The sequence below is a fragment of the Undibacterium sp. CY21W genome, assembly GCF_014284265.1.
In the GTDB taxonomy this organism is placed as follows: Bacteria; Pseudomonadota; Gammaproteobacteria; order Burkholderiales; family Burkholderiaceae_D; genus Undibacterium; species Undibacterium aquatile.
The window spans coordinates 143,501-158,046 of record NZ_JACOGE010000002.1; the positions used below are offsets into that span (position 1 = coordinate 143,501).

At 49.5% G+C, this 14,546-nt stretch carries 9 protein-coding genes; all 9 read right to left on the reverse strand.

Going from position 1 to position 14,546, the window contains the following annotated elements; all coding sequences use genetic code 11:
• Positions 1 to 90: 90 nt before the first annotated feature.
• The 9 genes from bcsB to H8K29_RS05320 all read right to left on the reverse strand — a co-directional run bounded on the left by bcsB (position 91) and on the right by H8K29_RS05320 (position 14,515).
• Entirely contained in the window at positions 91 to 2,469 is a 2,379-nt protein-coding gene (bcsB, locus tag H8K29_RS05280; protein WP_186896725.1) for a cellulose biosynthesis cyclic di-GMP-binding regulatory protein BcsB, read from the reverse strand.
• A gap of 3 nt (positions 2,470 to 2,472) precedes the next feature.
• On the reverse strand, positions 2,473 to 4,572 hold the full coding sequence (bcsA, locus tag H8K29_RS05285; RefSeq protein WP_255423267.1) for a UDP-forming cellulose synthase catalytic subunit: 2,100 nt from the start codon (positions 4,570 to 4,572) through the stop codon (positions 2,473 to 2,475).
• Between the two features lie 59 nt (positions 4,573 to 4,631).
• The gene (bcsQ, locus tag H8K29_RS05290) at positions 4,632 to 5,399 is read right to left on the reverse strand and encodes a cellulose biosynthesis protein BcsQ (RefSeq protein ID WP_186896727.1); all 768 of its coding nucleotides are present in this window, start codon (positions 5,397 to 5,399) and stop codon (positions 4,632 to 4,634) included.
• Positions 5,396 to 6,031: a cellulose biosynthesis protein BcsP gene (gene bcsP, locus H8K29_RS05295; RefSeq protein ID WP_186896728.1), complete on the reverse strand. Its 636-nt coding sequence runs from the start codon at positions 6,029 to 6,031 to the stop codon at positions 5,396 to 5,398. The genes bcsQ (H8K29_RS05290) and bcsP overlap by 4 nt, the downstream gene beginning before the upstream one ends.
• A gap of 46 nt (positions 6,032 to 6,077) precedes the next feature.
• On the reverse strand, positions 6,078 to 6,569 hold the full coding sequence (locus tag H8K29_RS05300; RefSeq protein WP_186883186.1) for a cellulose biosynthesis protein BcsD: 492 nt from the start codon (positions 6,567 to 6,569) through the stop codon (positions 6,078 to 6,080).
• A gap of 476 nt (positions 6,570 to 7,045) precedes the next feature.
• Entirely contained in the window at positions 7,046 to 7,813 is a 768-nt protein-coding gene (bcsQ, locus tag H8K29_RS05305) for a cellulose biosynthesis protein BcsQ (protein ID WP_186883185.1), read from the reverse strand.
• Between the two features lie 42 nt (positions 7,814 to 7,855).
• Positions 7,856 to 9,316 (reverse strand): metalloprotease TldD, encoded by a 1,461-nt coding sequence (tldD, locus tag H8K29_RS05310; protein WP_186896729.1) that lies wholly within the window; start codon positions 9,314 to 9,316, stop codon positions 7,856 to 7,858.
• 124 nt (positions 9,317 to 9,440) lie between these two features.
• A complete protein-coding gene (locus H8K29_RS05315; protein WP_186896730.1) occupies positions 9,441 to 10,238 on the reverse strand; it encodes a carbon-nitrogen hydrolase family protein in 798 nt (265 codons plus the stop codon).
• A complete protein-coding gene (locus H8K29_RS05320; RefSeq protein WP_186896731.1) occupies positions 10,235 to 14,515 on the reverse strand; it encodes a YhdP family protein in 4,281 nt (1,426 codons plus the stop codon). Before H8K29_RS05320 ends, H8K29_RS05315 begins: the two co-directional genes overlap by 4 nt.
• Between the last annotated feature and the right edge of the window lie 31 nt (positions 14,516 to 14,546).

Here is a 14,546-nt window from a genome sequence, read left to right on the forward strand (position 1 = left end):
TAAAACTGGCATTAAATTATAAACAGGCAGACCACAACAATGTGGTCTGCCTGCGTAAATTTACTCTTTTATTCAGTTATTTTTGATGTATCAATGTTGATCTTTGGGCTCATTCGCCTTCAAGCGCTGGGCTGCCTTTTTCCGTAAATAACGGAACAGTAAAGCGGCGGCAATCAATGACGCCAACATCAGGAAAGCAATCAGCAAGACAGGTTTTGTTGAGAGATTCCACTTCAGCCAGGTCCATAAAGGCAGATGACCGGAATAATAGGTGTTACCGATCAATGCATTGATGACCTTATCACCTTTAATCAACACCAGATCGCCCTGGAATTGGCTGCGAAGATCGGCTTTATTCAAACCATCTGTCACATCCAGTAAGCCACGGGGGCTGCCAGAAGTCACGACGACGACGCTGTGACCGCCAGACAATGGCGATTCAAACTGCATAACGGTGCCAAATGCACTTCCGGTGCTGGCTAACATTTCGCCGGATTTACGCTCGAGTTCATCCAGATCTTTACCAGCCCAGCGCGCCAGAACACGTAAAAATCCGGTCGGCAATTGCAAACGATTCCCTGTTTCATCAATGGTCAGTGGCATATATTTTGACCATTGTTTCAGCAGAGGCTGGTTACCGTTAGTCGCTATCACGAGCAAATCTTTATTGCTGTGTTTTTCGACATCGTTACCGTAGATCACGGTATTGTTAGTGACCGGATAGCCGGTTGATTCCCCCATACGCCCCATCAGATTGAAAAAGACTTCCAGCTCCTGATTACTGGCGCGCTCAGGAAGAATGACAGCCGTTTCAGATAAATCTGCCAATTTGGTAAACGGGAAGCCGGCATTCGCAATGTAGGCAAGGTTGGGGTATGTCGCGTAATGCGGCATGTGTGAAAAATCTATGGTCGAATCCGGGTCAATCGTAGACCGCACGTTATCCAGATACACATCTTTACAAGCGCCTTGCTTAGGATAGTCATAGAAGAAGTGAAATTGCAGTTGATTTTCTGCACCGATTCTGAATGTCGGTACTTGTATCTCCTCCTGAGCGTAACGCAAGCCCGACTTGAAGAAAAGCATCACAGATTCTTTGATCTTACCTTTTTCCGGTTCTGCACCAGACAAAGACAATGCGCGGACAAAACCATCATTAATACCGATATTTAACGTCGACTTGTCTATCGTTGGTCTGGGTGTGAAGCGATAGCGCAGATCCATAGGAACACCCTCGGTCTGCCAGGTGAACAAGTCAGGTGCCACCCGCATGTTAATCCGGATCAGATCGGGCGTCAGGCCATTCACCTGCAAACTTTGCAGCGGGGTCAGTTCGCCGAATTTAACCGGCCGCGAAGTTGGCAGCCATTTAGGCGCATCATAGGCTTTACGCAGCGCGGGCTCTTTAAAGTTACGGATAATCGCCGTCTGACCTGCCAATGCCGTTTGTCCCAGTGTCAACGCTTGCGTCGCAATTTTCAGCTCTGCATTGTCACGTCCTAAAACTAACAACAACTTTGTTTTCGGGTTTTGCGGATTTGGTACCACCATCAAGGTCGGACCATTAATTACAGGTAATTGCACACCGGCGGGTGCTTCCTTTGTCGTTGCAAATACGATCGCATGCGATTTAGGCATACCGTCAGCGACCGGGAAACGAGCACCGCGATAGGACGCCAACTGACCAAACCAGGAAGCAACAACACCGGCATTGCGCAACAATTCCAATGATGCGCCGCTCGGTAACACAAACGGTAACTCCAGCAATTTGGAGTCGCGCTTGTCAAAGAATGGCCCAGGCAACAGCGCCAGATCATTCGCCAGATCGATTGTGCTGACGGTCAGCTCCAATTGCGTCGTATTACTGATTTTCGCCCACAAACTGGAATGATATGGGTCTTCACATTCTCTGGTGTAATGCCCTATCAGTTTGAAACTGAGCTGATTAAAGTCTGCAAAAAACCGTGGATCGATATTATCTTCGCGGACGATCCCCTTAGGATTATCTTTCGGCAGGGGCACAACGCTGACCAGCTCATTGTTAACCGAAACTTTGATATGGGATAAGTCCGGCAACAGCGCTGGCGAATACGCAATGCCATAACGTATTTTTGCCGAAGTAATCACTTCGTCACTGCGGACTGTGAAAGGAAATGTACGCTCACCTTCAACACCACGCAATTCGATATTCGAGCCCTGCCCCATCTGCTTGAGGCTGATGGTATACACTTTTTGGCCAGGAACTGGTGTTGAAACAACGGCAGAGGCATCACTTGCCAGTGTTTTTTCCGTTTCTTCCGTTTGCGCTTCAGCAGATTTTGCGCGCTTCGATTTCGCAAAAACGTCATCATGCGCCGTCACACTCATGCCAAATGCAATTGCCAGGGCAAGCGTGGTTTTGACAGTTTTTTTCCAAGGCAATGTTGATTTCATGTTTTTCACAATGTTCGCTTCAGTAAGTGTATTCATGTGCTAAGCGCTTTTTCCTAAGTATTGCCTCAATCCGGCTCCGAACCGGATAAAACCACGCATACTATGAAAGGCAATTTCTTTTAAACCATTCAAAGGATGATCCAGATCGCGTTCCTCGGACCAATTCAACCAAACGTCTGCCCGGCCAATTGTGCAACTGATCAGATCCATCTGTTGCTGTAAACTCAGATCCAGAAATTGCAGACTCAATAAATTCTCTTTTGAGAAAATGACTTTCGATGGAAATAAACATTCGCCATTGGTGCCATACAGCGAAATCATTGCCTCTTGGCCTTTTTCCATTTTGAAACCCTCGGGTACTTTGAGTGACATTCCACCCATAGAGAAATCCTCGGTCTGACAAACAAAGGAGTGTCCGTTTGGCAAACGCAATGTGGCGCTCAATTCTGCACGGACGCGGTGCGAGCGCCGTACCTGCTTGGACTCAGTTGCCACGGCGAGAGTCGCGCCAAGAATAATCAGGTTATAAATCGTCCATAACATGTTCAGCAAAACTGTGTCGAGCTCATAGCTATTCCACCAGATTGCCCGTCCGATACCGACGATGAAACCTAAAATATTCAAGGCCAGCATCACCAGATAGGGTTTAGAAATCACCCAGTCAAAGTGTTCCTCTTCAACTAAACCACCTTTTGCGGTTACGTTGAACTTACCTAATTTTGGATTAATCAACGCCACCATCGTTGGCCGGAAGATATACCAGGCAAGCGTTGCCTCATAGACTTCAGCCCAGAATGAATGCCGGTGAGCGCCCTGAATACGGGAGTTGGTCAAGTTGGCGTGCAGCAAATGTGGCAAGGAATATGCCGCAATAGAAATCGCTGATGCCTTGATGATGTGAACTTCAAAAAACAGATACGAGATGGGTGCCAACAGGAAAACCATGCGCGGCAGACCGTAAAAGAAATGTAGCATCGCGTTGCTGTAGCAAAGTCGCTGACCAAAAGTCAGCCCTTTACCAAGCAGAGGATTATCCACCCTGAAAATCTGCGCCATTCCACGCGCCCAGCGTATGCGTTGACCCACGTGCGCAGACAAACTTTCGGTTGCCAGCCCCGCCGCTTGTGGCAGTGCCAGATACGCCGTGTTATATCCAAGCCGCTGCATTTTTAATGCGGTGTGCGCATCTTCAGTCACGGTTTCAACGGCGATACCACCAATCTCTTCCAGATAAGTACGCCGCAAAATTGCGCAGGAGCCACAAAAGAAAGTCGCGTTCCATAAATCATTTCCATCCTGAATCAAGCCGTAAAACAGCTCGCCTTCGTTGGGTACATGTCGGAACGTATGCAGATTTCTCTCGAACGGGTCGGGTGACAAAAAATGATGGGGCGTCTGTATCATCGCCAGTTTCGGATCGACCAGAAACCATCCCATCGTGTATTGCAAAAACGAGCGGGTCGGCATGTGATCGCAGTCAAAAATCGCGACAAATTCACCCGTGGTGCGCTTCAGCGCTGCGTTAATGTTGCCTGCTTTGGCGTGGTTATTATCCGAGCGCGTAAAACACTGGACACCAATCGTCTCAGCAAACTCAGCAAATTCCGGACGCCGCCCATCGTCCAGAATAATGATATTCAATTTATCTTTAGGCCAGTCTATGCCCATCGCCGCCATGACGGTCGGTTTGACGACGGCCAAATCTTCGTTATATGTCGGAATAAACAGATCAACAACTGGCCAGCTTGATGTATCGGTCGGTAAGATGACAGGTTTGCGCCTCAGAGGCCAGGCAGTTTGCAGATATCCCAACAGCAACACCAGCCACGCGTAAACTTCTGCCAGAATCAGTACCAGCGCAAAAAACAAATCGACCAGATTTTCAGTATCTATCGTGTAATTGACCCGCCAGTAAATATAACGGCTGGTTGCGCTGACGGAAAACATCACCATGATCAGTGAAATCAGCGTTCCTGTGTACCGGCGTAAATACATCGCGGTAGAAAATATCACTGCCGAGAAAAAAGTCTGATATGGCAACTCCATTGGAATACTGATCGAAATCCAGAACAGCACGGCGGCAACAATCAACGCCAACACGCGGGGTAACTTCGAATTCCACCCGGACCAGTTAACCATCAATCGCCCAAACTCATTGAGCCGGCCGTATAAATATCTGGAGTTCAGTATTGAGCGCATTAATCAATCAGTCCAAAATTTTCCTGCAGCCATGCAGCAAGTTGCTGCACATCATGTGTCGCTGAACTGTGTTGTGCGTAGTAAGAAACCGGCATCTGGCACGCCAGCGCCTCGCTCACGGCTTCATCCTTATGTATCGTGGAAGGAACAAATTTGTCTCCCAGCGTTGTCCGCAGCATGCCATGGACATCACGGCATAATTGTCTTGAGGCATCCATTTGATTCAAGACATAACAGTAGCCGAGAAAGTCTTTTCTTCCTGCGGTGTAATATTGAATCAAGGACTCAATCGAAGGGATAGTCGAATATGAAGCAGCGTCAGGCTTCAGCACAACCAGCCCGATATGCGCGACACTGAGCACTTGCTGCAAATAAATGCTTGGACCCGGCGGCGTATCAATTAAAACGACGGTCTCCGGCTCCAGAAATAAATTCTGCAAATGGGAAAGCAACCAATCCGGATTTTTCCTGACCGCATCTTCAAATATCGCCCGCTGATCTTCTTCCACCGTTCCATATGGTAAGAAGTCAACGCCATAAGTACTTTGGTACAACACATGCGACCAGCGATCGTCTGCCAGATTTCGGATCGCGATTCCGGAAGCATCCTCGTAAGGTATTCCGAAATGCAATCTCAGCGCATTCTGCGGATCCAAATCTAACACAACTACCTTAGCGCCCATGCGCGCAAGCGATGCCGCGAGGTTCGCCGTGACCGTTGTCTTTCCTACCCCTCCTTTGGGAGAAATGACTGCAACTATCCTCATGATTTGAAGATTTTTTTGAAAAAGGAATTCACTGGCGTATCAACGGTTTTAGCTGGCTCCGGTTGCTTAGCCAGTCGTTTAAAAATGTCAGAGACAGCTTGATGTTTATCTGCATGAACAGGTAAAACTGCTACTTTTTCCTGAGAGCCAGACCCATTCCCTTGCGCGCTCACTGCATCCGCAGGCAAACGGCGAAACAAACTGCTGTTTTGTTGCAGTTGCTCATCCGTCTGGAATAAAGTGGCTTTTTGCTGACGCTCAGATCTGAATAAGCTTGCAGAGCCATTGATCTTTTCAGGAACAGCAACGACCGACTCTGTCGGTGTAAGTTCTTGTTTTCTGCCGAAAATATCACTCGCTCCATGAGAACTGCTACCAATACTTTCTTTTAACACTGGCTTACGATCAATTCCGGGCATAATTTCTGGCCTTATTGATGGCGAGGCTTGCGGCACCGGGAGCGGTTCCATGTCTTCGGGCATCGAGTTGTCAGGAATTGCATGCACCCTGACATCACGTAAAAGCGGCCAGCGCTTTTTAGCTTGCTCACTCTCCACGTCTCGATTTATCTCTTGGTATGCTGTCGCTGGTTGCCCAAACTTTTGAAAAAGATTTTTAACGTCATCATCCATAATCTTTACAGCCCTTTTCAATACTTAATACATCTTTATCCGACAATCAACGACGCGTGAAATATGTCGGCTCATTGAGCTGTTTCTTTAGTTCAAAAACAAACAACTGACCATCTTCCAAAGCATCACCGCGCTGCGTTAAGCAAAGTGATTTGTCCATTCCAAGATTATCAAACAATTGTGCATAAACACCTTCGAGTAGCGCGGACGACCATACCAGCGCATCCTCACCAAAAGCCACTTTCAACGGAGAAGCATGGTGCTCAACAACGAGACTCTCTGCTTGCTCTATCAGTTCCACCCAGCCCCAATCGATTTGCGACCAGTGAGAATTAATACCATCCTCAAGTACTTGCAAACTACTGCCGTTGAGCGCCGGAAAAGCGGCTGCCATGGTCCGCCCCATCTGATACATAAACGCCCGCAAATCAGACACCTCGCCTTTAGAGGCAAACTCAGCAGAAAACGCAGCAAGAAATGTTCTCCATTGATTCGAGCACTGTTGAGACTCGTAATACTGCAGATTTTTCTTCAACATACTAAACACTTCCATTCATTATTTTGCTGTTCTTTCTGCACCCGGCGTCTGCAACAAAGCCAGATTCATCGCCTGAAACTTTAACACCCAGCAGAATTGATCGTCTAGCGATACACAGTAAACAAATGTCAACAATTTATAATTAGGAATATCCAAACATCAATGCAGAGTCATTTTTTCTAAATAAGTTTCAAAGCAAAAACATTAGTTTGCGTTAGATCAGAATCCGTCAGAAGTAAATAGTCATTTCATTTACTTACAATTACCCGGCATTTGACCATGACACATGATAAAAAACATTATTACATTGGCAATTAATTGATTTTTATTTTCTGATAGCTCGCTTATATGGATTAACTATCTATATAAGCTGGCAAACGCAAAAGGTTTTTCGTGGGGCAGATCTTCAGATACAGAGTGGATGTCGTCCAACCGCCCACTCAAGCAGAGAAAAAAAGAGGAGGAAATTTTTTCATTCAATGAGATTTTGGGGCATGCAAAAGCAGCCAATCGACGACAGACTGTATTTTCTTTGTGGCCGGATTATCCGGGCGATAATGCAGAAGTGGACACTCGTAGGCCAAAGCCTCTTCAACCTCAGCGTCTTCCGGTATGACCCAAGGCACCATACGCTCACCTAATTGTGTGTGAAACAGTGCCAATACATCTTGCGCCAATTGCCGCTTTGCCGATTGATTAATCACATAGGCGGATCCTGTCACCTGCGCGCTTGGTGGTCCATACGCAGAGATCAGTTCTTCCATTTCTGGCAAGGTCGAGTACGACGCCGCATCAGCCAGCACCACGGCAAGAACATAATCTGCGGCATGAATTGCCTGCTTCAGATATACAGAAGGCCCAGGTGGGGTATCCAACAACACAATCGCGTTTTCTGACAAATTCGCTTTTTGTAACTTACCGCGTAGCCAATCATCTTGTTTTTCCAAAATACTCTCAAAACGCTGACGCTGCACCTCTCCGCCACGTCCATAAGGAGAAAAATAAACATGATAAGGGCTTGCATGTGTCACACCTGCAAGTCTGGTGCGTGTACCGGTCAATGCACTGATCCCCTTGCATTCGTTCTGATCCAGCCCGCCGAGATGCCATTGCAGCGCATTCTGCGGATCGAGATCAACCACCAGAGTGGGGTGACCACGCTGCGCAATACCAACCGCAAGGTTGGCTGACAGCGTAGTCTTTCCTACGCCACCTTTTGCTGAAACAACAGCGATCACAAACATGGGGCGTTGTCCTCAATCAAAACCAGAAAACCGATCGCAAAATTACGCAGTCCCACCGACGGTCAGGCCATCAATACGCAGACTCGGCTGACCAACACCAACCGGCAGACTCTGCCCTTCTTTTCCACACACGCCAATACCGGAATCGAGTCGTAAATCATTACCTATCATAGACACGTGGTTAAGTACTTCAGGTCCGTTACCGATCAGGGTTGCGCCTTTGACCGGATAACTAAGCTTACCGTTTTCTATCATGTAGGCTTCGCTGGCAGAGAACACAAATTTGCCATTGGTGATGTCAACCTGACCACCGCCAAAATTCACTGCATATAAGCCGTTTTTCACAGAAGCAAGAATCTCAGCCGGATCTTTATCTCCGGCCAGCATATAGGTGTTGGTCATGCGCGGCATAGGTAAATGCGCGAACGATTCGCGCCGGGCATTACCAGTGACGGCCATTTTCATCAGACGCGCGTTCATCGTGTCCTGCATGTATCCCTTCAGTATGCCGTCTTCAATCAGCGTGCTGCATTGCGTAGGATTACCTTCATCGTCAATATTGAGCGAACCGCGGCGATGTTGCATCGTACCGTCATCAACAACTGTCACACCTTTTGCCGCAACACGTTCACCGATACGGCCAGAAAACGTACTGGATCCTTTGCGATTGAAGTCGCCTTCCAGACCGTGCCCTATCGCTTCGTGCAGCAGCACACCAGGCCAGCCTGGCCCAAGTACTACCGTCATCGGTCCCGCCGGCGCAGGACGGGCATCCAGATTTACCAGCGCCGATTTCACTGCTTCATCTGCATACTGTTCAAGCAAAACATCGGAAAAATAAGAGTAATCATAACGACCGCCGCCACCGCTGGAACCCATTTCACGGCGACCATTCTGCTCCGCAATCACGGTCAGGGAAACGCGTACCAGAGGGCGTATATCTGCCGCCAGCGCACCATCACTGCGGGCAACCAGAATAACGTCATACTCGCCAGCCAGCGATGCCATCACCTGTACGATGCGCGGATCTTTTGCCCGCGCAATTTTTTCTATACGCTCAAGCAAACGCACTTTTTCATTTGCATCAAGAGAATGCAGAGGATCATCACGCAAATATAAATCCCGCCCCTGAATTCCGTGTAAAGCGGAAGCCACTTTAATTTTGCCAGCGCCCTGAACCGCAATCGTTCTGGTTGCTTTGGCTGCGTCAGACAAAGCCTTTTCAGAAATTTCATCGGAGTAAGCAAAGGCGGTCTTATCACCTGAAACAGCGCGAACACCAACACCCTGGTCAATCGAAAAACTGCCGGTTTTGACTATACCTTCCTCAAGACTCCAGCCTTCGCTGCGAGTGAACTGAAAATACAGATCAGCATAGTCCACACGGTGAGTGAACATAGAACCAAGCACTTTCGACAATTTATGGTCGTCCAGACCAAATGGCGTCAATAAAATGTCGCGAGCAATAGCAAGGTGGTTCAAGGCTGAATTTGAAGAACTCATAAAGTAGATTAACCAATACAAAAGAATGCAATATATGCATTGTAAAACAACTCAGCGACGACAACAGTATGCTGATAACTTACACTTGAAGTTGAATCGCCCTGAGAGGTAAGCTGGAGGGCAACTATAATTTCCGATGTTGCAACGCGGGCAGGCTGGTGCGGATCTGATGTAACAGTTCAGCATCTATTTCGCCGCTGACAAAGCCTTCACCTTCGGGCAATTCTGCGACGATCTTACCCCAAGGGTCAATCAGCATACTATGTCCCCAGGTGCGACGCCCGTTCAGATGTTTGCCGCCCTGCCCCGATGCCAGAACATAACACTGATTCTCTATCGCTCTGGCTCGCAACAGAATTTCCCAGTGCGCCTGACCTGTGGTGTAAGTAAAAGCAGCAGGAACAACGATCAGGGAACAAGGTCCCATCGCACGGAATAATTCCGGAAAGCGTAAGTCATAGCAAATAGACAGGCCTACCCGGCCGGCCTCAGTTTCAAAGGTGGCTACCTGTTCGCCGGCAGTAATGGTACGAGCCTCTTCGTAAGACTCCTCGCCTTTAGAAAAACCAAATAAGTGGATTTTGTCGTAGCGGACGCGCTGCACGCCCTGCGGGTCAAATACCAGTGTCGCATTCATGACTTTGCCAGCTTCAGCCGACTGCAACGGAATTGTGCCGCCGATGATCCAGACCTTCAACGAACGCGCCATCTCCGCTAAAAATTCCTGCATAATGCCGCGACCGGCCGGTTCAGCGATCGCCAGTTTGTCGGTATCCTGCAAACCCATTAAAGGCCAGTATTCCGGTAGCAACAATAATCCGGCCCCCTCGCCTGCCGCTGCGATCAACAGGCGTTTTGCCGTTGCCATATTGTCGGCCAAAGCATTGGAAGAAACCATCTGTATAGCTGCAACTTTCATCATTCACCTTTCTTGGCATCTTGCACGCGATGCTCACCTGCAACGTCCTGATTTTCCTGACGTTCAATTTTTTTCACCAGAGGATCTTTCCACGGGCCGCTCACCATATATTCGAAGGTGAAAGCCTTTGCCAGCGGTTCACGTAAGAATAATTGCGCCAGGAAAGTACCCAAGCCAATAACGGGATTGACCGCCAGCCCATACACAACCGACGCCGCACCCGCATTGATAACAGGAATAACCACAACATGCAATTGCTGAGATTCATTCACGATGTCAGCGTTGCCAGCCATCACCACGGTCGCATTCACTCCGCGCATTTTCAGATTATCGGTACGTGCCACACCCTGCATAATTTGTGCGCTGCCGGTAATCGCATCAAAAGCGAATCCTTCAGAAAATATATCCCGGAAATCCAGAGTCAGGCGTCGCGGCAATGACTGCATACTCAGCACACCGAGTAACTTCGCAGCGCCTGGATCGACTTTTAAAAACTGCCCGGCGGCCAGATCAAGCTGCACCTTACCGCTCATGCTGGGAATATCCATCGCATACGGCAAGCCATTCCATTTCACGTCGCCATCCAGTCGTCCACGTCCACCGCGTACGACATTGGCAAACCCAAGCCTGTCCAGCAATTGTCCGGCATTCGCAATATCGAGCACGTAATTGAGTTGGGTCACGCTATTTCCGGCGCTATTCCCGGTGCTATTCCCGGTGCGACTTCCCCAGCGTCCAGTCGCCCTGAGTTCCGCATCCGGATTTTTCAACAATACCTTACTGAGCAGCCATTCACTGGAAGCGCCACTCATCTGATTACTGGCTTGCAACTCTAATCTGCCCAGCTTCTTGTTGAATAATTCAACATTATCCGCAACGATATCGAGCCCCGGTATCTGGGTACTGCTACGCTTTTCATCGAACAAATCACCCGCATCGCTTGCCGCCGATTGCTGGATAATCAGCTTGCTTAAACGGGCCGTCACGCTGCCCGGTCCGGCTGCCGCAGCGCCAGTTTTAGCACTGCCGTCACTCCAGCTGATATGGCCGGAAACCTGATTGGCATCGATGTTCGCCTGCCAGAGATCATTATGATGAGAAACTCCCATCACAACATGATCCAGTTGCTTACCCATGATATGCAACTGACCGGTTTTTAATGCCAGGGTGCTGACGTCCAGATACGGTGCAATATTTAAAGCGGTGACAGCCTGCACCACTTTGCCAGCAGCGCCGTTCAGCGCAGAAGTCGCCGTATTGTTATTTGCCATTGCCGCGCCAGCAGAACTTGTGTTCAAGACGCTGCGCCACTCATCGACATGCAGTACATTCGATTCAATATTGACCGCCACTCCGCGCAAAGGCTCAGGCGCAGGCACATTCACACCGATGCCGCCACGCAGAAGCTGCCAACTCGCCTGCTTATCCGTACTTTTCTGTCGTACGTATTTTGCATGCACTGCATTGCCAAGATGAATGCGCAATTCATCCTGTAAAACGCTGCTGTCAGTGTTTATCTGCGGCACCAGTTCGATGCGCAAGGGCATTGCTTCCGTCGCGCCTTTTTTCAACGGTGCAGGAAAATTGAGCGCCATTCCCTGTAAATTTGATTCAATCACGATTTCCGGTAATTGCTTTTTCACGGCGATCGTTGCGATGTAGCGGCTGGTACCGTCAATCTTGATTTGCTCGCGATTAGCCGCTGGCAGCATCTGCCGCAAACCCTCACCAGTGACGCTGCCATCAAGCCGGACGCGGATACTGCTATCTTTTTGCGAGCCGCCGCTAATCACAATTGGTCCACCCAGCGCAGTTCCCTTCAGCGTCCCCAGATTAACGCCGCGCTCATTAAATTCCAACTTGCCGTTGACGCCGGTCACCAGCGGAATGCCGGGTTGCAGCACTACGTCATTATTGGGAAACTGCAGCACACCGTTGACTTTTGCGTCGATCATATGTCGCAACGGTAATTGCAGCTTTAAAGTCAGACCAGCAGTCGCGCTGGCTTTCGATTCCGCCAGAAAATGCCCCAACCAGCCATCGACAGGACTGGCGCTGACGTAAGCCAGCATGGTCTGCAATTGACCGCTGGCGTTGCCATCGATATTCAGGACAGATCCCGCACTTAATAAATCGGGAATCACCGCTTTGACTTTACGCAGATCAGCGCCCAGGGTTTTCGCCGTATCGCCGTTAATTTCCATTCTGGCGCGCTCAAAGATGAAATTCCCTTTGATATCGTCTATCACTGGCCATAAAGGCGCTTTGCCGCCTTCCGCCAGCTCACCGGCAGTGAAATCCAGTTTGCCGCCAGTCAGATTACCTCTGACCAGAAATTCACCTTTGTTTCTGGAATGAGGTTCACTGGCTGAAAATGGGAAATGCGCGAGGTCGCCGCGAATGCGCACGGTGACATCGTCGGCGCGCCCATCAAGGATGCTTTTCGTCAGCCAATGTCGTAAATCCGGCTCGGCGACCGTCGGAATATAACGATCCAGCTGCTTCAGGTCGAAACCATCTATATGCGCCGTTAAATCGACGTCGCCGGGCTGCGGCTGCGCCGATGCACGCATGGACATGATGTGTTTGCCGGATAAAGTGGCATGCATACTCTCCTGCGTCATATCCATATGATTAATCTGGAACATCAGCTTATCGTCGGCTTGAAATTTCCAGTTTGCCTGCATTTGCAAGCGATTAAACGGCATCACCGGGTCAATGAAATAGCTGGCAAGGCGCAAGGACAAGTCTTTTGAATCCAGCGAAAAAGTGCCACCACGGTCGCTGGCATCCACGGTGCCGGATAAATTTTCAAATCCCGGAATCGCCGGAACTGCTGCTTTCGCCGGAATTTTTGCGGTTTTGGCGCGAGCTAACTGCGCTGGCTGTGGCTGCATGGACAAATTGATAAATTCGCCCTTGACTTTGTAGGCTGCGACATCCGGATAAGTCCCTTGCCAGGAAGCGGAGAATTCTTTTAATTGCCCCTTGGGTGCAAAATCCGCCAGCATCTGCCGCTGATCGGCAGGTAAAGGCAGATGTCCGGCAAAATTGGCCAGAATTTGCAAATCAAGAAATTTGGCATACAACTCAACCTTCGCTGGCTGGTTTCCTATGCCGGGGGTAAAACTTTCCCTGATGGTGGTCGCTGGCATGACCGCGCCATCTCTGGCTTTCATGTAAAAATCGGTGAGTGCAACCGTGTGTCCTGCTTTGCCGAACAAAGATGGCAGATACTTTTTCCCCAGATCGGCTTTTTCGCTGGCGGTCACCCGACCACGAATTTCTGCCATATCCAGCTCAGGCAAGTCTTTGGCAAATTTACCCTGCACATCCGCAAGTTTCAGGTCGGCGCTGACATCAGCAACTCGGCCGCGATCGAGCCGCAACCATGATCTTACTGCGCCATAGCCCTGACTGATATCGGCCGGATAATCAATATACGAGCGCAATGCGTGCAGGTCAGTACTTTGCAGATCGGCATACAGCTCACCGCTCCAGTTGGAGAAATCAGACACTTGTCTGCTAAATGGCGGATGCTGCAAATCACCGCGGATATCGACCGGCGCTGTCAATGCCGCTGGCGGCGTTGCACGCAGTGCAAACTGATGATGCTGCCAGCGATTGCGCAAAATCAGACTGACATCGTTGAGCTGTAATTCCGGGGCGTTGCGTGCCTGGTCATTCCAGCGCAGCAAGCCTTGTTTGATCACAATCTGATGCTGCGCCAGCACCCAATCGAGGCCTTTGCCATCGCTTTTCTTTTTCGGATCAATAAAAAACCCGCCGATATACAATTTGCCATCGGCATCGCGCTGTATATCGAGTACCGGCTGATGCAACTCTATCTTGTCGAAGCGCAGATCTAACAGCGCCAGACTCCACCACGACAGCGTCGTCCTGACTTCGGGCAAACGCAAGGCCGCTTTGCCATGCTGATCAAGCATCTCCACATTCTGTAATACCAGTTGTGGATTAAGCCCTTGCCAGGATGCCTGCAAAGATGCCATGTGCAATTCGCGTCCGATTGCCCGGCTGACCATCGCTTCCACTTCCGGCTTGTAATCGGCAACATGTGGCAACACCAGATAGCGCAGTACCAATACGAGAATGCAGAACACAAAGTACAGCAATAAAGCAGCGCGGAGAACAAAGCGGATGCTGCCACCGCAAGCGGCAAAAGTATGCGACGACAGCCGACGCCAGCGCGAGCGTGCTGGCAATACTGGCTCCTGATCTTCCGCAGCAGAAGGCTGAGAGGCGGGGATATCCGTTTTCATTTAAGCAATGACACTATTCTGCCGACAAGGC